This window comes from Ottowia thiooxydans DSM 14619, assembly GCF_000422885.1.
GTDB lineage: Bacteria > Pseudomonadota > Gammaproteobacteria > Burkholderiales > Burkholderiaceae_C > Ottowia > Ottowia thiooxydans.
The window spans coordinates 154270-173228 of the sequence record NZ_AUGX01000014.1; the positions used below are offsets into that span (position 1 = coordinate 154270).

The 18959-nt window shown below is 59.9% G+C and carries 17 protein-coding genes; 10 read left to right on the forward strand and 7 right to left on the reverse strand.

Translation table 11 applies throughout. The annotated features are described in order from the left end of the window. Window positions 1-17: 17 nt before the first annotated feature. The 4 genes from sdhA to G518_RS0114075 all read right to left on the reverse strand — a co-directional run bounded on the left by sdhA (window position 18) and on the right by G518_RS0114075 (window position 3560). Window positions 18-1823, reverse strand: coding sequence for a succinate dehydrogenase flavoprotein subunit (gene sdhA, locus G518_RS0114060; RefSeq protein ID WP_028603095.1), 1806 nt, complete (start codon window positions 1821-1823; stop codon window positions 18-20). Window positions 1824-1870: 47 nt separating this feature from the next. Beyond that, on the reverse strand, window positions 1871-2236 hold the full coding sequence (gene sdhD / locus G518_RS0114065) for a succinate dehydrogenase, hydrophobic membrane anchor protein (RefSeq protein ID WP_028603096.1): 366 nt from the start codon (window positions 2234-2236) through the stop codon (window positions 1871-1873). Between the two features lie 17 nt (window positions 2237-2253). Then, window positions 2254-2682: a succinate dehydrogenase, cytochrome b556 subunit gene (gene sdhC / locus G518_RS0114070; RefSeq protein WP_028603097.1), complete on the reverse strand. Its 429-nt coding sequence runs from the start codon at window positions 2680-2682 to the stop codon at window positions 2254-2256. An 80-nt stretch (window positions 2683-2762) separates the two neighbouring features. Then, window positions 2763-3560, reverse strand: coding sequence for a GntR family transcriptional regulator (locus tag G518_RS0114075; RefSeq protein WP_028603098.1), 798 nt, complete (start codon window positions 3558-3560; stop codon window positions 2763-2765). Window positions 3561-3819: 259 nt separating this feature from the next. On the opposite strand from G518_RS0114075, the gene G518_RS0114080 reads away from it, so the two are divergent. The 5 genes from G518_RS0114080 to fdxA all read left to right on the forward strand — a co-directional run bounded on the left by G518_RS0114080 (window position 3820) and on the right by fdxA (window position 9816). Continuing rightward, window positions 3820-4806, forward strand: a complete 987-nt coding sequence (locus G518_RS0114080) for a malate dehydrogenase (RefSeq protein WP_028603099.1) — start codon at window positions 3820-3822, stop codon at window positions 4804-4806. Between the two features lie 167 nt (window positions 4807-4973). After that, window positions 4974-5948, forward strand: a complete 975-nt coding sequence (locus G518_RS0114085; RefSeq protein WP_028603100.1) for an HpcH/HpaI aldolase/citrate lyase family protein — start codon at window positions 4974-4976, stop codon at window positions 5946-5948. A gap of 82 nt (window positions 5949-6030) precedes the next feature. Then, window positions 6031-6612 carry a hypothetical protein gene (locus tag G518_RS0114090; protein WP_156909393.1) on the forward strand — a complete coding sequence of 194 codons (582 nt, stop codon included), beginning with the start codon at window positions 6031-6033 and terminating at the stop codon, window positions 6610-6612. A gap of 60 nt (window positions 6613-6672) precedes the next feature. After that, window positions 6673-9264: a bifunctional aconitate hydratase 2/2-methylisocitrate dehydratase gene (gene acnB, locus G518_RS0114095; protein ID WP_028603102.1), complete on the forward strand. Its 2592-nt coding sequence runs from the start codon at window positions 6673-6675 to the stop codon at window positions 9262-9264. 213 nt (window positions 9265-9477) lie between these two features. Next, on the forward strand, window positions 9478-9816 hold the full coding sequence (gene fdxA, locus G518_RS0114100) for a ferredoxin FdxA (RefSeq protein WP_028603103.1): 339 nt from the start codon (window positions 9478-9480) through the stop codon (window positions 9814-9816). Window positions 9817-9913: 97 nt separating this feature from the next. On the opposite strand, the gene G518_RS0114105 is transcribed toward fdxA, so the two are convergent. Both G518_RS0114105 and G518_RS0114110 read right to left on the reverse strand, forming a co-directional pair. Beyond that, window positions 9914-10840 (reverse strand): LysR family transcriptional regulator, encoded by a 927-nt coding sequence (locus G518_RS0114105; RefSeq protein ID WP_028603104.1) that lies wholly within the window; start codon window positions 10838-10840, stop codon window positions 9914-9916. Between the two features lie 22 nt (window positions 10841-10862). Continuing rightward, on the reverse strand, window positions 10863-11837 hold the full coding sequence (locus tag G518_RS0114110; RefSeq protein WP_028603105.1) for an NADPH:quinone oxidoreductase family protein: 975 nt from the start codon (window positions 11835-11837) through the stop codon (window positions 10863-10865). Window positions 11838-11942: 105 nt separating this feature from the next. On the opposite strand from G518_RS0114110, the gene G518_RS0114115 reads away from it, so the two are divergent. From G518_RS0114115 to G518_RS35165, 5 genes are all read left to right on the forward strand, one after another. Then, window positions 11943-12746 carry an IclR family transcriptional regulator gene (locus G518_RS0114115; RefSeq protein WP_051236658.1) on the forward strand — a complete coding sequence of 268 codons (804 nt, stop codon included), beginning with the start codon at window positions 11943-11945 and terminating at the stop codon, window positions 12744-12746. A gap of 194 nt (window positions 12747-12940) precedes the next feature. Then, a complete protein-coding gene (locus G518_RS0114120) occupies window positions 12941-13903 on the forward strand; it encodes a Bug family tripartite tricarboxylate transporter substrate binding protein (protein WP_028603107.1) in 963 nt (320 codons plus the stop codon). Between the two features lie 11 nt (window positions 13904-13914). After that, on the forward strand, window positions 13915-14310 hold the full coding sequence (locus G518_RS0114125) for a RidA family protein (RefSeq protein WP_028603108.1): 396 nt from the start codon (window positions 13915-13917) through the stop codon (window positions 14308-14310). A gap of 1 nt (window position 14311) precedes the next feature. After that, a complete protein-coding gene (locus tag G518_RS0114130; RefSeq protein WP_028603109.1) occupies window positions 14312-15331 on the forward strand; it encodes a 3-hydroxyacyl-CoA dehydrogenase family protein in 1020 nt (339 codons plus the stop codon). Between the two features lie 10 nt (window positions 15332-15341). Then, window positions 15342-17552 (forward strand): acetate--CoA ligase family protein, encoded by a 2211-nt coding sequence (locus G518_RS35165; protein WP_084651811.1) that lies wholly within the window; start codon window positions 15342-15344, stop codon window positions 17550-17552. Window positions 17553-17635: 83 nt separating this feature from the next. On the opposite strand, the gene G518_RS0114140 is transcribed toward G518_RS35165, so the two are convergent. Next, a complete protein-coding gene (locus G518_RS0114140) occupies window positions 17636-18958 on the reverse strand; it encodes a (Fe-S)-binding protein (RefSeq protein WP_028603110.1) in 1323 nt (440 codons plus the stop codon). Between the last annotated feature and the right edge of the window lies 1 nt (window position 18959).

Sequence of the window (18959 nt, forward strand, 5' to 3'; positions counted from 1 at the left end):
AGTCCTCTGTTCTTTGCTTAGAACGTGCGCACTTTAGGCGGCACAGATTCGACCGTGAGCGGTTGCATGCGCACGGGCTTGTAGCTCAGGCTGTTGTTTTCCGAATGCCACAGCGTGTGTTTCATCCAGTTGGCGTCGTCGCGGCCAAGTGGGGCGGTAGGGTGGTCCGCGGGGTGTTCGTAGTCGAGCACCGTGTGGGCGCCGCGGCATTCCTTGCGTGCAGCGGCTGAGACCATGGTGGCCTGAGCAACTTCGATCAAGTTCTCAACTTCCAGTGCTTCGATGCGCGCTGTATTGAACACTTTGGAGTTGTCTTGCAAACCGATGCCCTTGGCGCGCTCGCGCAAGGCAGCAATCTTGACGACACCTTCATCCATGCTGGCTTGCGTGCGGAACACACCCGCATGCAATTGCATGGCGGAGCGGATATCGTTGGCGACGGTTTGGGAGTATTCGCCGTTGTTCGCATTGTCGAGGCGGTTGAGGCGCTCAAGCGAAGCGTCTGCAGCGTTGGCCGGCAGATCTTTGTGCGTGGTGTTTTTGCTGAACTCAATGATGTGGTTACCGGCGGCTTTGCCGAATACCAGCAGATCGAGCAGCGAGTTTGTGCCCAGGCGGTTGGCACCGTGCACGCTCACGCAGGAGCATTCGCCTACGGCGTAGAGGCCGTTCACCGGCACATTGGGATCCGTCGCGGTGGGCATAACCACCTGGCCGTGGATGTTCGTCGGGATACCGCCCATCTGGTAGTGGATGGTGGGCACCACAGGAATAGGTTCCTTGGTGATGTCGACGTTAGCGAAGTTGACGCCGATCTCATACACGGAGGGCAGGCGCTTATGGATGGTTTCCGCACCCAGGTGATCCAGCTTGAGCAGGATGTAGTCCTTGTTAGGACCGCAGCCTCGTCCTTCCTTGATCTCCTGATCCATGGAGCGGGAGACGAAGTCGCGTGGAGCCAAGTCTTTCAACGTAGGCGCGTAACGCTCCATGAAGCGCTCGCCGTTGCTGTTCAGCAAAATGGCGCCTTCTCCGCGGCAGCCCTCGGTCAGCAACACGCCGGCACCGGCAACGCCGGTGGGGTGAAACTGCCAGAACTCCATGTCTTGGAGAGGGATGCCCGAACGGGCTGCCATTCCCAAGCCGTCGCCTGTGTTGATGAAGGCGTTGGTACTGGCGCCAAAGATGCGTCCGGCGCCGCCAGTGGCGAGCATGACGGTCTTGGCATGCAGCACGTACAGCTCGCCCGTTTCCATTTCGAGGGCAGTGACTCCCACCACATCGCCCTGGTCGTCGCGAACCAGATCAAGTGCCATCCATTCAACGAAGAAGGTGGTCTTGGCTTTCACGTTCTGTTGGTACAGGGTGTGCAACATGGCGTGGCCAGTGCGGTCTGCAGCAGCGCAGGCACGTTGCACGGGCTTTTCGCCGTAGTTGGCTGTGTGGCCGCCGAATGGACGTTGGTAGATGGTGCCGTCTGCATTGCGGTCAAACGGCATGCCCATGTGTTCAAGGTCGTAAACCACCTTGGGTGCTTCGCGGCACATGAATTCGATGGCATCCTGGTCGCCCAGCCAATCACTGCCCTTGATGGTGTCGTAGAAGTGATAGTGCCAATTGTCTTCGCTCATATTGCCGAGCGATGCGCCCACGCCGCCTTGGGCAGCTACCGTGTGCGAACGGGTTGGGAAGACTTTTGACAGCACGGCAACGTTCAAGCCAGCACGCGCCAGTTGTAGAGATGCGCGCATGCCAGATCCGCCTGCGCCAACGATCACCACATCGAACTTGCGAGTGGTTACTTGCTCTTTTGTATAACTCATGATCGTGGATTCAATTCTTATGTCGTTTCAAGTAGATCAACGGCAACTCAGAGGCGCCACAGCACCTGCACGGCCCATCCTGCGCAGCCCACCAGCCAGACAAGCGTCAGGGTGTCCAGAAACAGTTTGAGACCAACTGGTTTGACGTAATCCATAAAGACGTTGCGGATACCAACCCAGGCGTGCCAGGCCAATCCCACGATGACGGAGAACGTCAACACCTTCATCCATTGCGAGGAAAAAATGCCCGCCCATTTGTCATAGCCCATTGGGCCTTTGTTGACCAGCACCTGGACCAGCACGATCAAGGTGAAGACGGCCATCAGCGCGCCTGTGAAACGTTGGCTTAGCCAATCACGCAGACCATAGTGCGCGCCTACGACAAGACGCTTGGAACCGTAGTTCACTGCCATTTTCTTTCCCCTTCTTCTCAATACAAACCAAACAGCTTGGCACCCAAGATCACGGTGAGCGCCACGCTCAGGACCAGGGTCGTGAGGGCCGTGCTTCTACCAAATTCCTTGCTCAACTTATGCGTGGCATCCATGTAGAGGTGACGCAAGCCTGCGATCAGGTGGTGCAGATAGGCCCAGATGAGCGCGAGCACGACCAACTTGATGAACCAGCCGGGGAAAAACCACAGTCCGGTGGTGAAGGCCGCAGTGAACTGACCAAAAGAAACTTCCGAAGAAACCGATTTGTCGAACAGCCAGATGATGAACGGCAACAACAGGAACATCAGGGCACCACTGATCCGGTGAAGGATCGACACGATGGCCGCCGGCGGCATGCGGTAGGTGGTTATGTCGGTGATGTTGATGTTGCGGAACTCAGGCCGTTTCTTGGCAACTTCGCTCATGGGAGATCTTTCTTCAATGTGTAACGACAAGGTCGTAGTTCGCGGGCAAATTTTGTAAATTCTATTGCAATGCAGCAGACTCAACTGAGATGGTTGCGATAGTAGTGCGTATCAGTGCGGTACAAGCCGCGGCGAAGCTCCATGGGAACGTCGTTGTAAGTGTAGGCAATACGCTCTACGCTGAGCAGTGGTGTCGCCGGAGTGACTCCCAGCAAATCTGCTTGCGCTGTATCCGGCAAAACGGCCCTAATTTTCTCGTCGGCGCGCACCATGCGCACTCCAAATTCAGCTTCAAAGAGCGCGTACATGGGGCCGTGATAGGCAGCCAGTCGTTCGGCGGTCAAGCCTTTGAATGGGCCGCCAGGAAGCCAGAGGTCTTCGCAAATGGTGGGAACGCCGGTGAAGGTCAGTACGCGCCGTGCCTGAAGAACAGGGTCTCCAGTGCGCAATGCCAGCGCACGCGCAATTTCAGCGCTTGCCCGCAGGCGCTTGCATTCAATGATTTCTCGTTGGGCCGGGCCTTCGCTGTCTGTGGTGCCGCTGTCAGGCTCCAGGCGAAGGAAACGGTACTGCACGTGCTGCTCGGCATGCGTGGCCACGAACGTGCCGCGGCCCTGCCGACGCATCAGTAAGTTCTCAGAAGCCAGTTCATCCACGGCTTTGCGTACCGTTCCCTGGCTGACGCGAAAACGTGCTGCAAGGTCGAATTCGCTGGGGATGACCTCACCAGGCTTCCACTCGCCCTGTTGCAGGCTGCGCAGGATCAAACCCTTGATTTGCTGATAAAGCGGACTGAATGCAGGGGTTCCACCACCCGAGGGCAAGCCGGGAGAGAACGGCGGCTCGGAATCTGAGAGAGAAAAGGCGGGGGTGGCCATAGGTGGGTAGATGTCTTCGGCGCGAAAGCAGGAAATGAAAAAGCGCGCCCTTCATGGGGACCCCCAGTTTTTCACGGGTTCCCTGGCCGCCGTCGGGGCAGGGCAATCATATCTTATATAAGACACAAGACAAATTGACCGTATGGGGATTTCCCGGATACACTCCCAGGTTAATCGCCATGCTCCTTGGCTTGCGGTTTGACCGCATCGGGGCGTATAGGCCGTTACCGTTTTCTCAATACCAACTGGAGTTTTTTCGATGAGCAAGAAGCCTGTTCGCGTCGCCGTTACCGGCGCCGCCGGTCAAATTGGTTACGCCCTGCTGTTTCGCATTGCTTCCGGCGAAATGCTGGGCAAGGATCAGCCGGTCATCCTCCAGTTGCTCGAAATCCCTGATGAAAAAGCGCAAAAGGCGCTTACAGGCGTGATGATGGAGTTGCAAGATTGCGCATTCCCACTGCTGGTGGGTATGGAAGCGCACAGCGATCCCATGACCGCCTTCAAGGATATCGATTACGCACTGCTGGTGGGTGCTCGTCCTCGCGGTCCTGGCATGGAGCGCGCCGATTTGCTGGCTGCCAACGCGCAGATTTTCACTGCACAGGGCAAAGCGCTCGACAAAGTGGCCAGCCGCAACGTCAAGGTGCTGGTGGTGGGCAACCCTGCTAACACTAACGCCTACATCGCGATGAAATCCGCTCCTAGCCTGCCTGCTAAGAACTTCACCGCCATGCTGCGTCTGGACCACAACCGCGCTCTGAGCCAAGTGGCAGCGAAAACAGGCAAGCCTGTGGCCGCTATCGGGAAGCTTACAGTTTGGGGCAACCACTCGCCCACCATGTACGCTGACTACCGCTTTGCCACCATTGATGGCGAAGCCGTCAAGGACATGATCAACGATCAAGAGTGGAACGCCAACGTGTTCCTGCCCACCGTCGGCAAGCGTGGCGCCGCCATCATTGATGCACGTGGCTTGTCCTCAGCTGCCTCCGCTGCCAATGCCGCTATCGATCACATGCGTGATTGGGCACTGGGAACCAATGGCGAGTGGGTCACGATGGGTATTCCATCGCAGGGCTGGTATGGCATTCCTCAGGATACGATTTTTGGCTTCCCCGTGACTTGCGAGAACGGCGAATACAAAATCATCGAAGGCCTGCCAATCGATGCTTTCAGCCAAGAGCGCATCAACAAAACCTTGGAAGAGCTCGAAGGCGAGAAAGACGGCGTCAAGCATCTGCTTTGATGCAACTTGGCTCACTCTCTCCTTTTTTGGGGTGAGAGTGAGGCCGGGTTTGGGGGGAGGGCGGCGGCGCAGATAAGAAAAAAAGCCTGTGCTTAGAGCATGTTGCTACAAGGAAGAGAAATCTCTCTGCGCATCAGCCCTCCAATCGCTTTTTCACACCTCCCACCATGCAGCATCCTCGCGATATTCTTCTCGGCGCTCAAGCCACAGCTGGCATGCTGCCGGTTTGTGACCATTACAGCGGCGTCGAAGCGCGTATGCGCAAGAGCCTGCAGCTGCAGGCTGAAATGACTCAGGAGTTCGGAACCTGCGTCTTCGATGTCACGCTCGATTGCGAAGATGGTGCTCCGGTGGGTGGCGAGACCGAACATGCCGCGCTGGTCACTGAACTGGCCCTCGCGGCCCCTGCGGATGCAAGGGTCGGGGTTCGGGTGCACCCGGTCGATCACCCCTCATTCGAAGCTGATATCGCGCAAATCGCTGGCAGGGCGGGTGGCCGGCTTTCTCACATCATGATTCCCAAGGTGGAGTCAGTGAATGATGTTGAGCTCGCAGAAAAAGCCCTTTTGTCGGCCTATCCTGCCGGCCTGCCCTTACAGGTGTTGATTGAGTCGCCAGCGGCTGTGCACCGTGCTTTTGAAATCGCAGCCCATCCGCGCGTTCAATCGCTCAGTTTCGGTTTGATGGATTTTGTGTCTGCCCATGCAGGCGCGATTCCCGCAGATGGCATGGGCATTGAAGGCCAGTTTACGCATCCACTGGTATTGCGTGCCAAACTTGAAATTGCTTCGGCCGCACACGCATCTGGCAAGGTTCCCTCGCATTGTGTGGTGACCGAATTCAATGATGTGCAGGCCATGCAGACAGCCGCGCGGCGCGCGGCGCGCGAGTTTGGCTATACCCGCATGTGGAGTATTCACCCTAGCCAAATTCGCCCCATTCTGGAGGCCTTTGCCCCGGATGAAAGGCAGATAGAAACGGCCGCTGCCATTTTGCTGGCAGCCGTTAAAGCCGATTGGGCTCCCATCAGCTATGCCGGTGCATTGCATGACCGTGCCAGTTATCGGCATTTCTGGCATGTGCTGGAACGAGCACACGGTACTGGCCGAGCGCTTCCCTCGGAGGTGATGCCATGGTTTTGAACTTTGACCGTGTGACGCACCCGCGTCTGAATGTCATTTCCCTCTCGTATTCTTTCGCTTTTACCCAGAAGGTGGCTTACCCATGACCATTAAGCTCATTGCCCTCGCTACGTTGACTGCTGCCTTGTCGCTGCCGAGTGGTGTCGTTCAGGCGCAAACGGCCAACAATGCCAAGAAGCCGGCAGCCACGAAGGCGGCTCCGGCCGCGAAAAAAGCCCCAGTCAAGAAAGCCGCTCCCAAACCTCGGGTACCTGTGAAAACGGCTAAGGCGGTGGAAGCCAACACCCCTGTGGTGCCTCTTTCCAGCCGCCTGACAGAAGCGGAATTGGCCATTGCCGACGTTATTCATACCGGCAAGATCCAGTGTGAGCTTGGCGCCGACGTCACCGTGAAAGCGGATGAAGCCAACCGTGGTTTCTTCTATATCAGCACTGGCAAGCGTCGTTACTACATGTACCCGGTCGAAAGCCGCACAGGCGCTATTCGTCTGGAAGATGGCCGTGCGGGTGCCATGTGGCTCCAGTTGGGCAACAAATCCATGCTGATGGATCAGCGAGCCGGCCAGCGAGTGGCTGATGAATGCGCCACGGACGCTCAGCGCCTCGTCGCCGAGCACATGAAAGTCAATAAAACCCCCGGCCTGTTGGACGACCCGAAAAAGTAAGGCACGAAAAATGCGTCCGCATTGGCGAGTGTTGTGAATAGTCAAGTTTCAGGAGAAAAAATGTTAAATAACTACCGTACCCACGTTGCTGAACGCGCTGCCCTTGGTATTCCTCCGCTCCCGCTGGATGCCAAGCAAACTGCAGATTTGATCGAACTCATCAAGAACCCGCCAGCAGGCGAAGATGCTTTCCTTCTCGACTTGCTGACGCACCGCATTCCGCCGGGAGTAGATGACGCCGCTAAAGTCAAAGCCAGCTTCCTGGCGGCCGTGGCCCATGGCGATTTGCAAGTTGCCCTTATCAGCAAGGCCAAAGCTACGCAGTTGCTCGGCACAATGGTCGGCGGCTACAACGTACACCCGTTGATCGAATTGCTGGACGACCCTGAAGTGGCCGGCGTGGCAGCGGATGCGCTGAAGAAGACGCTGCTGATGTTCGATTTCTTCAACGACGTCGCTATCAAGGTCAAGGCAGGCAATGTCAAGGCCAAGGAAGTCATGCAGAGCTGGGCTGATGCTGAGTGGTTCACCAGCCGACCTGAAGTGGCTAAAAAGATCACCGTCACGGTGTTCAAGGTCCCCGGCGAAACCAATACCGACGATCTTTCACCTGCACCTGATGCCTGGAGCCGCCCTGACATCCCGCTGCACTACCTGGCCATGCTGAAGAACACTCGTTCTGACGCGGCCTTCGTGCCAGAAGAAGATGGCAAGCGCGGCCCGATGAAGTTCATCGAAGACCTGAAGAAAAAAGGCCATCTGGTGGCTTATGTCGGCGATGTGGTCGGCACCGGTTCCAGCCGTAAATCAGCTACCAACAGCACGATTTGGGCGACAGGTGTAGACATTCCGTTTGTGCCAAACAAGCGTTTCGGCGGTGTCACACTGGGTGGCAAAATCGCTCCTATCTTCTTCAACACGCAAGAGGATTCCGGTGCGTTGCCGATCGAGGTGGACGTCACCAACTTCAACATGGGCGACGTGCTGGACATCTTCCCCTATGAAGGCAGGATCGAGCGGGACGGCCAGAAGGTCGCAGATTTCCAGCTCAAAAACGATCTGCTTTTGGATGAAGTGCAGGCCGGCGGCCGCATCAACCTCATCATCGGCCGCTCGCTGACAGCCAAGGCTCGTGAGACCTTGGGGCTTCCGGCCTCGAACGTGTTCCGTCTGTCCGTAGCACCTGCTCAATCCAAAGCCGGTTTCACGGTTGCTCAGAAAATGGTTGGCCGCGCATGTGGCCTGCCAGAAGGACAGGGCGTTCGTCCGGGCACGTACTGCGAGCCACGCATGACCACCGTAGGAAGCCAGGACACCACTGGTCCCATGACGCGTGACGAGCTGAAAGACCTGGCCTGCCTCGGCTTCTCCGCCGATATGGTGATGCAATCGTTCTGCCATACCTCCGCGTATCCAAAGCCAGTGGACGTGAAAACCCACCGTGAACTTCCTGCCTTCATGAGCAACCGGGGCGGCGTGGCGCTGCGTCCGGGCGATGGCGTGATCCACTCATGGCTCAACCGTTTGCTGCTCCCTGATACCGTGGGTACCGGCGGCGATTCGCATACTCGTTTCCCCATCGGCATTTCCTTCCCTGCTGGTTCCGGCCTCGTGGCCTTCGGTGCAGCCACTGGCGTGATGCCACTGGATATGCCCGAATCCATTCTGGTGCGCTTCAAAGGCGAGTTGCAACCGGGCGTCACTTTGCGTGATCTGGTGCACGCGATTCCTCTGTACGCCATCAAAAAAGGCTTGCTCACCGTAGCCAAGGCCGGCAAGATCAATGCCTTCTCTGGGCGCATTCTCGAGATCGAAGGCCTGCCAGATCTGAAGGTTGAGCAAGCGTTCGAGTTGTCAGATGCATCCGCTGAGCGCTCGGCTGCTGGCTGCACGATCAAGCTCAACAAAGAGCCAGTCATGGAGTACCTGCAGTCGAACGTCGTTCTGATGAAGAACATGATCGCCCAAGGCTATGCAGACGCAAAAACCTTGATACGCCGCATCGAAAAAGTGGAAGCCTGGCTCGCCAAACCTGATCTGCTGGAAGCTGATAAGGATGCCGAGTACGCCGAAGTGATCGAGATCGATCTGGCTGACATCAAGGAGCCGATCGTTTGCTGCCCCAACGATCCTGATGACGCGAAGTTCCTGTCAGAAGTGGCCGGTACCAAGATCGACGAAGCCTTCATCGGCTCTTGCATGACCAACATCGGCCATTTCCGTGCAGCTGCCAAGCTGTTGGGCGGCCAGCGGGACATTCCGGTCAAGCTGTGGGTGGCACCGCCTACCAAGATGGACCAGGATGAGCTGATCAAGGAAGGGCATTACTCTGCCTTTGGTACCGCAGGTGCGCGCACGGAATCCCCCGGTTGCTCGCTGTGCATGGGTAACCAGGCTCAAGTGCGTGAGGGCGCCACGGTGATTTCCACCAGCACCCGTAACTTCCCTAACCGTCTGGGCAAGAACACGAATGTGTATCTGGGCTCGGCCGAGTTGGCTGCCATTGCTTCGCGTATCGGCAAGCTGCCTACCAAAGAGGAATACCTCAAGGAAATGGGCGTGATCGATGCAGACAAGGCAAGTGTCTATCGCTATATGAACTTCGATCAGATCGAAGAGTATGCGAATGTGGCCAAGGAAGTAGCGGCGTAAGCGCTGTAGCTTCCCCTTTGCAATCAAGCAGCCTGCGGGCTGTTTGAGCGCGCTGACAAAGCCTCCTGTAAAACGGAGGTTTTGTTCATTCTGGGCTGACGTAAAGTGCGCTGCGGCCAACGTTGCACAAAGCGGAAAGACACCGCTGCGCTGTGTTTGTTTGGAACGGGCGAGGTCGGTAACTTCAGGGCTTTCCAATTACCAAGCTCTGCCATGGCCTACGTTGTCACCGAAAACTGCATCCGATGCAAATACATGGACTGCGTCGCCGTCTGCCCCGTCGATTGTTTCCACGAAGGGGACACGATGCTCGTCATCAACCCGGAGGTCTGCATCGACTGTGGTGTGTGCACGCCCGAATGCCCGGTCGGGGCGATTCGCCCCGACGTCGACGACGGCATGCGTGGCTGGGCCCTGTTCAACGCCAAGTACGCATCTGTATGGCGCCCAATTTCCGCCAAAGGCGTACCGCCAGATGATGCTTCGGCATGGGACGGCGCCCCGGAGAAGCTCAAGGCCGCCTTTGGTGCAAGCGATCCTGCGCTGGCTTGAGCGGGTGTTTTAGACCGCCTATAGGAGCCGTATGGTGTTGCCCTTCGGCTGCGAAAGGGGCTACGTTCAGCGATGAACTGGCGCGCGCCGTTTTGATTTAAACGCTTGGCAGCCGAGTCTCGCGTTCCCTGACGAAGATGCGCGCCACCGAGGTCAGGACCAGCAGATTGGGGTCGCGCTCGCGCGCTTTCATGATGCTCAATCCCATGGTCTGGCTAGCGCCCTCGCTTTCAGCAAACGGAATGAACCGCACCAGGTGCTGATACATCGCACGGATGCGGCCGGGAACCACTGCGCAGGCTACTCCGCTAGAAACCAGGTTCATTTGAGTGAAGATGTCCTGTACTTCCATCACCACGGATGGGTGAAAATTCTTGAATCGCTCTGCCAGTTGGACTGCGGAGAAGGGCCCCTCGGCCAAAGTAACCACCTTCTCGCCCACGTGCTCTGAGAGTACGATGGTCTCGTGCACGGCGAGCGGCGAGCTCAGCGGGGCGGCGAAATAGGGCTCGTCCTCAAACATGGGCAGCGACACCAGGTCCGAGTCGCCGGGAAGTATCTCGGCGAACACCGCGTCGATCTGCCCCTGTTTCAAGCGGGGCAGAAGTTCGTGGCGGGACTTGCCCAGGATCAGCTCACACTGCAGGTTGGGCCGGCGCTGATTCATGGACTTGATGAGCTCGGGTAGCACATGACTCGTGAGGGAATAGAGCGAGCCTATTTTCAGCCGATCAGACGCGTAGCCGGCAGCAATGCGCGTAGCCTCAATGCCCCGATCCAGCCTGCTGAGTACGTCCCGGGCCACGCCGGCCAGCGTGTGAGCGGCCTCTGTGGGCACCAGGCCCCGGCCCTCGTGGCGAAATAGCGAGCAGCGCACACTGTCTTCCAGGGAGTGCAGTGCGCGGTGCACGCTCACGGCGCTGGTGTTGAGTGCGTCGGCGGCGGCGTTGAGCGTCTTGCACTCCAGATAAGCCACCAGGGCCTCCAGCTTGCGCGACGAGATATCTTCACTCAGGCGATGCACGGTGTTGCTCCTGGGGTTGATGTCAGCGCGTCAGGATGACGACCTTGCCCTTGACGCGGCGTTCCATGACGTCCCGCAGGGCCTGGCCGGCTTCTTCCATGCGGTAGCTGCGTGTGACGGGGGGGTGTACGGAGCCTGAGGCGTACAGCGCGAAGAGATCTCTCATGTGCGCCCGCGTGGTTTCGGCGTCGCGACGCAGGAAGTTGCCCCAGTACACGCCAACAATCGACGCACCCTTGAGCAGCGGCAGGTTGAGTGCCAACCGGGGAACTTCGCCAGCGGCGAATCCCACCACCAGATGTCGTCCCTCCCATGCCATGCAGCGAAACGCGGCTTCGGACCGCTCACCACCAACGGGGTCGAAAATGACGTCAATGCCGTTGGGCGCTAATTCCTTGATGCGTTCGCGCAAGTCTTCGGTCGTGTAGTTGATGACGGCGTCTGCACCGTGGGTGGTGCAGAGTTCGAGTTTGCCGGCGTCTGATGCAGCGGCGATGACACGTGCGCCCATGGCCTTGCCGATCTCGACTGCCGCGATGCCGACCCCTCCACCCGCGCCCAGCACCAGCAGGGTTTCGTTCGCTGCGAGCCGGCCCCGGTCCTTCAGTGCGTGCAGGGTGGTGCCGTAGGCCAAAACAAAGGCGGCGGCTACGGAATAATCCATGCCCTCGGGTATAGGCACGACGCGCTCGGCCGCGATCACCGCTTCCTGGGCGAAGCCGCCAAAGGTGGCGCTACCCACCACGCGATCGCCTACGCTCCAGCCGCTGACGCCAGGCCCCAGCGCCTTCACACGGCCCGCTACCTCGCCACCAGGCGAGAAGGGCAGTTCGGGCTGCACCTGGTACTTGCGCTGGATGATGAGGGTGTCGGGAAAGTTGACGCCAGCCGCGTGTACCTCGATAAGAACCTGTCCGGGCCCCGGCACGGGAGGCGAGATCTCGTCCACGACGAGGAGTTCGGGGAGTCCCCATTGCCTGCACACCACTGCTTTCATCGTTGTCTTTTTAGTTGTAGTTGGCGGGTCAGTATAGCCAAGAGCCCCATTGCGCGCTATCCACTTTAAATTTATATTCCGCACAGCGAAACTAGAAAGATACCCTTGGGACGAACCGTTAAACCGATCAAAACACCTCGCAGCGAATCCGAGGAGGATCGTCGCTTTGTAAGTGCCCTGGCGCGCGGTCTGGATGTCTTGCGCTGCTTCCAGAACTCCGACGGGTGGTTACCCAACCAGGAAATTGCACGCCGCACCAATTTACCCAAGGCCACTGTTTCACGTCTGACGTACACGCTCACCACGCTCGGCTATCTGGAGCATTCACCCGAGCGTGAGATGTATGCCCTCGGGTTGCCGGTGCTGGGTCTGGGATTCAGGGTGCTTTCGCACTTTGAGTTGGGGCGCATCGTGCGGCCGTTCATGCAAGCCTTGGCGGATGAGGCCCAGGCCGCCGTTTCATTGGCCGTACGCAGTGGTGGTTGGGTCGTGTACGTGACCCACTGCCGTTCGGGGGCACCGCTCACGCTGGGTTTGGATGTAGGGGCACGCCTGTCCCTGGCGACCTCCGCCATAGGGCGTGCAGTTCTGTTTTCGCTGGATGATTCCACGAGCGAAAAAGCGCTCGCCAGTCTTCGAGCAGAGGCGCCGCTGGAGTGGGAGCAGGGACAGGTTGGTCTGCAGCAGGCCCGCGAAAGCTACGCGCGCCAGGGAGTGGTGTTGTCCCTTCCGGGGGCTGATATCGGCGCGGCTGCGGTTACTTTGGACCCTGGTGACGGCCGGGAGCGTTTTGGGCTCAATTGTGGCGGGCCGGCCAGCATGATGACGCCGCAGCGGTTGGCGCAGATCGCTCCGCGCCTGCTGGATACCGCCGCACGAATGGAGCGAGCCATCCGTTCCGAAAACTGAAAACAAGCGCCGGTGAATGAAACCTTTCGGGACGCATAAACAACCTGGTTCAAGGCAAAACCCGGTTTACCGCGCGGGTTGGCGTCTGTAAACTAAATTTAAGGATGCATCAAATTCCGCTTAGCGGAACTAAAAGAAAGCATTCTGGACTCCGGGCTGTCACTGGTGTCCTATCCCACTTACAGGAGTCTTCCATGCGACGTCGTGATCTGCTTCTTGCCACTGGTGCTCTGGGCGCGTTGCCCTTGGGTGCTGCAGCCCAGACCTTCCCGGCCAGGCCCATCACCCTGTACTGTCCGTTTCCGGCAGCCGGGCCTACTGATCTGATGTTCCGCTCCTTGGCAGATGCGACCGGCCGTGTGCTTGGGCAGCCGGTGGTGGTGGAGAACCGCCCTGGTGCCGCCGGCACCATGACCGCGCCCACCATGCGTACGGCCCGCCCCGACGGCTATACGCTCACGCAGTGCCCAATGGGCATGTTCCGTGTGCCGCATATGCAGCGCGTGCAGACCTTCGATCCGCTGAAGGACTTCACCTACATCATCAACCTGACTGGCTATACCTTCGGAATGGTGGTGCGTGCCGACTCGCCATTCAAAAGCGTGAAGGACATCGTGGCCTTCGCCAAGGCCAACCCGGGCAAGCTCACCTACGGCTCCACCGGTATCGGCGCTGGCCCTCACTTGGCCATGGACGAGTTCGCTTCTCGCGCCGGCATTGATATTGTTCATGTGCCATTCAAGGGCAGCGCCGACATGCTGCCCGCGCTACTGGGCGGGCATGTGATGGTGGGCACCGACACCACCGGTTGGGCGCCGCATGTGGAGAGCGGCAAGATGCGCCTGCTTGTGACGTATGGCAGCCAGCGCACCAAACGCTGGCCTCAGGTGCCTACACTGAGAGAGGTGGGCTTTGATATGGCCTCCGACTCACCGTTCGGCATCGTTGGCCCCGCTGGTATGGACCCTGCCGTGGTCAAGGTTCTGCATGATGCCTTCCGCACGGGGCTGGCCGATCCGAAGGTGGTTGAGATGATTGATCGCTACGACCAGCCCACGATCTACATGAACCCGGCCGATTACGCCGAGTGGGCGAAGAAAACCTATGCCGATGAAGCACGCACCATTGCGCGCCTGGGTATGAAGAACTCGCTTTAGGAGGCGCTTAGATGAATAGCTTCCAGCAGCCGGCATCGCTTGCGAAGCCGAATGGGTTTTCCCATACCGCCCGCGCTCAGGGCGGGACGACGATCTACGTGTCAGGGCAGGTGGCCTATGACAACGCGGGTAGCGTGGTGGGCGAGGGCGATCTGGCCGCGCAGACGCGTCAGGTCTACTTCAATATTCAGCAAGCACTACAGGCTCAGGGCGCGTCCACGGACGATATCGTCAAGACTGTGCTCTTCGTGCGCGACCTGGATACCGAGAAGGCTCGGGTTATCCGCGAGGTGCGCGCAAGCTTCCTGCGCCCGGACGGCCCACCCGCCAGCACCATGGTGGGTGTATCGTCCCTGGCTCGGCCAGAGCTTCTTCTTGAGGTCGAAGCGATCGCGGTGGTGTACTGACATGACCGCACCACAGGAGCAACCCAGGCCCGGTGGCCTGACACTCAACGGGCGCGGGTTCACGCCGGGTTCAGCACGTGTTGCGGTACTCGGCGCCGGCGTGATGGGGCCGGGCATCGCGCTGGTCTTTGCCGAGTACGGATATCAGGTCGATCTCTGTGAAGTGCGGCAGCCCGCGCTGGACGCCGGGATGGCCTCGCTGGCTGACGCCTTGAACCTCAAGGTGCATGCGCAGGTATGTGATCCCGCAAGCGCGCGCGCTACGCTTGCCCGCGTGACGCCGCGCATCGGTATCGCTGAAGGCATCGCTCATGCGGATCTGATCGTGGAAGCCGTGCCGGAAGACCGGGAGATCAAGCGCGCCGTGTACACACAGGTGGCTGACACAGCGCCCGCGCACGCCGTGGTCTGGAGCAACACCTCCACGCTGGATGTGTTTTCTCTCGCACCCCCCGCAGTGGCACCTCGGCTGCTGGTGGCGCATTGGTTCGCGCCGCCCCACATCCTGCCGCTGGTAGAAGTCGTCTGCCAAGACCCCGTGCCAGAGTCACTTCGCGAGGAAAGTGTCGCGCTGCTACGAGCGCTGGGCAAGGCGCCCGTGGTTCTGGAGAAATTCGTCCCTGGTTTTGTCATTAATCGTTTGCTGCGGGCGCTTGGGCGCGAGTCCTTTGACATGATTGAGTCGGGCGTCATCTCCATCGCCGAACTCGATGTGGCCGTGCGCACCAGTTTGGCGCCGCGCATGCAGGTCCTGGGCATCATGCAACGCTACGACTACACGGGGCTCAACCTGAGCCTGCGCAACCTGGCCGATCCAGACATCGTCGACGCGCCGGTCAACCGGAGCCCGGCATTGCTGCAAGAACGCGTGGCCCGTGGCGAACTGGGCGTTGCAAGTGGCAGCGGCTTCTACGACTACGGCGGCCGCTCCACGCTGGAGTTGCAGCGCGAGCGCGACCTTCGTCTGTGGCAGGTCATGCGAGGCCTGGCTGAACACGCCTCTGATCCAAAGCCCATCTGAATTCAATTCCATGACATCTTCCTTATCTGAAGGGGCGGCGCGCCTCCGGCCTCTTGTCGATCCGCGCTCGATCGCTGTGTACGGCGCCTCCGCCGATCTCACACGGCTGGGCGGCATGCCCGTGGCCCTGCTCACAGAACGTGGTTTCAAGGGCGCCATCTACCCCATCAACCCCAAGTACACGGAGATCGCAGGGCTGCCTTGCTACCCTGACATCGCCTCCCTTCCCGCACCTGCCGACCTGATCGTGATCGCTGTGGCGGCGCCTGAGGTGGTGGGCGTGATGCGCCAGGCTGCCGCGCGCGGCATCCGCGCCGCGGTAGTGTTCGCCGCTGGTTTCGCGGAGGCAAACGACAGCGAAGGGCTGGCGCTGCAGGCCGAACTGGTTGACGTTGCCCGCGAATTGGGTATGGTGGTTGCAGGCCCGAACTGCATGGGTTTTGGCAACCTGGACAGCCACGCGTACAGCACCTTCACAGCCATCTTCCGCACGGTCGAGCCGCCCGCCTCACCGCGCGATACCGGGCTGGTGACGCAGAGCGGAAGCATCTGCTCGGCCATTTACGCTGCCGGCCGCCAGTTGGGCGTGCGGTTCAATGTGGTGATCAACACCGGCAACGAGGCCTGCGTCGAGTTTTCAGAATACCTGGAGTACCTGGCCGATCGCCCTGGCACCGAGACCATTGTCGGCTACATCGAAGGGCTGCGTGATGGCGCACGGTTTGAGCGCGTAGCGACGCGCATGCGCGACGAGGGCCGTTTGCTGACCCTGCTCAAGGCAGGCGAAACGGAGAAGGGCGCGCTCGCGGCGGCGTCCCACACCGCCGCGCTCGCAGGCTCCGGTGCGGTGTACCGCGCCATGTTCGAGCGGCTGTGCGTGGTGTCCGCGCACGACATCCTGCATGCCGCAGATGTGGCCTATCTGGGGCGTTTTCGTGAACGCGCCAGCGGCCCGCGCGTGGCTGTGCTCACCATCTCCGGCGCCATCGGTGCGTTGCTGGCCGATGCCTTTACGCAGGCGGGTATTGACTTGCCTGAACTGAGTGTGCCGGTGCGCGAGGCGCTTCGCGAAGGTATTCCGCGCTTCGGCATGGTGCACAACCCGGTAGATTTCACGGGCAACATCGTCAATCGGCACCAGTTTGCAGCGCAGGCACTTGAAACGCTCTTCGCATCAGGCGAGGTGGATTTCGCTGTGATCTATGCGCCGGGTTTCCTGATCGACCGCATGTCCGAAGGACTGGCTGCGGTTTCCAAGGCCACAGGTCGTCTGGTGGCGGCCATTTCCACCGGCAAGGTGGCCTCGCGTGAGGTGCTCGAGGCCGCCGGCGTTCCGGTCTTCGACGACACGACACGCGCCGTGCGCGCGTTGGCCAGTCTTGCCCATTGGCACGAGAATCGCAGACGTTACGCTGGCAGCCCTCGCGCCACATCGCCCGCGAACTTGCCTGCGGTGGCTAAGGAAATCGTTCGAGAGGCCCGCCGCGATGGCGAACTGACCATTGACGAACACCGCGCCAAGCGATTGATGGCCGAGTTCGGCGTGCCCGTAGCGGAAGAGCGCGTAGCGCTGACTCCGGCGACGGCGGTGGAGGCCGCGCGCGCCATCGGCTACCCGGTGGTGCTGAAGGTGCTGAGTGCCGACATCGTCCACAAATCCGAGGTAGGTGGGGTGCGCCTGAACCTGATCGACGACGGTGCTGTGCAGACGGCTTGTGCCAGTGTGCTGCAGAGAGTGACTGAGCGAGAACCCCAGGCAAGGGTGGCTGGTCTGCTGGTGCAGAAGCAGGAGGCGCCAGGCACAGAACTGCTGGTGGGCGTGGTGCGCGATCCGGTCTTTGGCCTTGTGATGACACTGGGCCTGGGCGGCGTGTGGACAGAGGTGTTTGGCGATGTGGTGCACGCGCCGCTGCCGGTGAGCGCTGAGCTCGCCTCAACCCTGCTGCGGCGCCTCAAAGCCTGGCCGTTGCTGGAAGGTTTCCGTGGCGCCGAGCAGGTGAACGAGGGCGCGCTGGTGAAGGCCATTGCGTCGATCTCTGAGGCAGCCTGTGCGCTAGCCGCAGACCTCGATGAATTGGAAATCAATCCTCTCATCGCGCGCGCCGATGGGGTGGTGGCGGTCGATGCTCTTCTACGCCTGAGCCGTGGCCTGGAGCCCACGGACGTGCTGCCCGGTCTGCGAGAGACAGCTTGCGGGCAACCTGCACGAGTGCTGCCATAAAGGCTATTGTGCGGCGCGTGGTGCGTATACCCTCGCTTGAAGGGCGCACCTGACGGGGCAGCGTAGCTGCCCCGGAGGTTCGGCTACTGGGGTGCAAAGCTGCAGAGCCCGCCCCGAAATTCTGCTGATGTGAACACCTCGGGCAGCACCGCGGCAAGTTCTTCAGGGTCCATATTGATACCGTTCGCTTTCAACATGGGGCCGGCCTCCAGCACCATGGCACGCCAGTCGTTGAGCTGGCGGAACGGCTCCACCGTGTCGGGACATGGCTGCTCGCCAAGGGCCGCTACCAGCAACTCGGTGAAGTTAATCACCTGGAAGCCGTGGGTTTGACCCTCCTTCGACAGTTGCAGGTGGCAGCCGTGAAACAGCGACACGAGCGCGTCCACATCGTCACGTTGACAGAGTGCAATGGTGTCTTTGCGAACGTGGGCCTTGAGCTCGGGGGACCGATCGGAGCCGGAGGCGCCGCACATATACCCGGGTTCCTCGGCTTCTTCGACAATGGTCAGGCCCGGTATTGAGCGCAGCAGGCGCAGCACTGCTTGTCCTACTTCGGGCAGGCCATGGTGGGTATGAACCACCACGCGTTTGTTGACCGGTGTATTGAAGCGGGCGACGAGATCGTCTTCGTGCTCCAGCAGAAATTGGGTGATGTGGTCCAAATCGAAACTCACCTCGCGGTAACCTTTGATGGTCTCGCCCAAGTGGATCTGGCAAGACGGGCACCAGCTCAGCACCTTCTGTGGTTTGAACTCCCCGAAGCGGTGCAAGGTTTGCTCCGAAACGCGGCCACCTTTCTTCAAATCGCCTTCCCACTTGCTGTACACGATGCCACAGCAGGCGGAAGGCCCTCCCATCACCTCGTACTCGATGTCCAGATGGTCCAGCACGGTCATCACGTTGAACAGCACGTGCGGTGTGCGGATGGGGTTGCAGCCGGTATAGAACACCACATCGACATCGCGGGCCTGAGGAGGCCGGAGCAGGCGTGCAACGTTTTCCGGCACGAGCTGCATCGACACCATGATTCGAATGGCGCGCGCCATTTTTCGGAACACATGGGGCGTGGGGTTGTGCACCTCCGCGACCTTGGAGCAACTCATCATCAGCATCTTGCGCGGGTTGACACCCTCCGGGCAGGCGGGGATGCAGTCGCCGCAGCCGTTGCATTGCCGGATCCAGGTGGCAGACGCGTCGGGCAGGGGCGTCGAGTCACGCATGAAGTCGAGCACACCGGTCACTACTTGCACGGGGTTAGCCTGAGCCATGCCGGGGGCAAAGGGCACGACTGGGCAGACTTCTACGCATTTGCCGCAGCGGGTGCAGGCAGAAAGCATGTCGTCCCAGGACTGGGCGACGAAGTCAGGGAAGGCGACTTCGGATTGAGGGGTAAGCGTGGTCATG

Excerpts from the sequence above, each read along its gene's own strand:
- sdhD (WP_028603096.1), bottom strand. The coding sequence starts at position 2,236 with ATGGCAGTGAACTACGGTTCCAAGCGTCTTGTCGTAGGCGCGCACTAT.
- G518_RS35165 (WP_084651811.1), top strand. The coding sequence starts at position 15,342 with ATGACATCTTCCTTATCTGAAGGGGCGGCGCGCCTCCGGCCTCTTGTC.
- G518_RS0114090 (WP_156909393.1), top strand. The coding sequence starts at position 6,031 with ATGACCATTAAGCTCATTGCCCTCGCTACGTTGACTGCTGCCTTGTCG.
- G518_RS0114125 (WP_028603108.1), top strand. The coding sequence starts at position 13,915 with ATGAATAGCTTCCAGCAGCCGGCATCGCTTGCGAAGCCGAATGGGTTT.
- sdhC (WP_028603097.1), bottom strand. The coding sequence starts at position 2,682 with ATGAGCGAAGTTGCCAAGAAACGGCCTGAGTTCCGCAACATCAACATC.
- sdhA (WP_028603095.1), bottom strand. The coding sequence starts at position 1,823 with ATGAGTTATACAAAAGAGCAAGTAACCACTCGCAAGTTCGATGTGGTG.
- G518_RS0114085 (WP_028603100.1), top strand. The coding sequence starts at position 4,974 with ATGCAGCATCCTCGCGATATTCTTCTCGGCGCTCAAGCCACAGCTGGC.
- G518_RS0114130 (WP_028603109.1), top strand. The coding sequence starts at position 14,312 with ATGACCGCACCACAGGAGCAACCCAGGCCCGGTGGCCTGACACTCAAC.
- G518_RS0114120 (WP_028603107.1), top strand. The coding sequence starts at position 12,941 with ATGCGACGTCGTGATCTGCTTCTTGCCACTGGTGCTCTGGGCGCGTTG.
- G518_RS0114080 (WP_028603099.1), top strand. The coding sequence starts at position 3,820 with ATGAGCAAGAAGCCTGTTCGCGTCGCCGTTACCGGCGCCGCCGGTCAA.
- G518_RS0114075 (WP_028603098.1), bottom strand. The coding sequence starts at position 3,560 with ATGGCCACCCCCGCCTTTTCTCTCTCAGATTCCGAGCCGCCGTTCTCT.
- acnB (WP_028603102.1), top strand. The coding sequence starts at position 6,673 with ATGTTAAATAACTACCGTACCCACGTTGCTGAACGCGCTGCCCTTGGT.
- G518_RS0114140 (WP_028603110.1), bottom strand. The coding sequence starts at position 18,958 with ATGACCACGCTTACCCCTCAATCCGAAGTCGCCTTCCCTGACTTCGTC.
- fdxA (WP_028603103.1), top strand. The coding sequence starts at position 9,478 with ATGGCCTACGTTGTCACCGAAAACTGCATCCGATGCAAATACATGGAC.
- G518_RS0114110 (WP_028603105.1), bottom strand. The coding sequence starts at position 11,837 with ATGAAAGCAGTGGTGTGCAGGCAATGGGGACTCCCCGAACTCCTCGTC.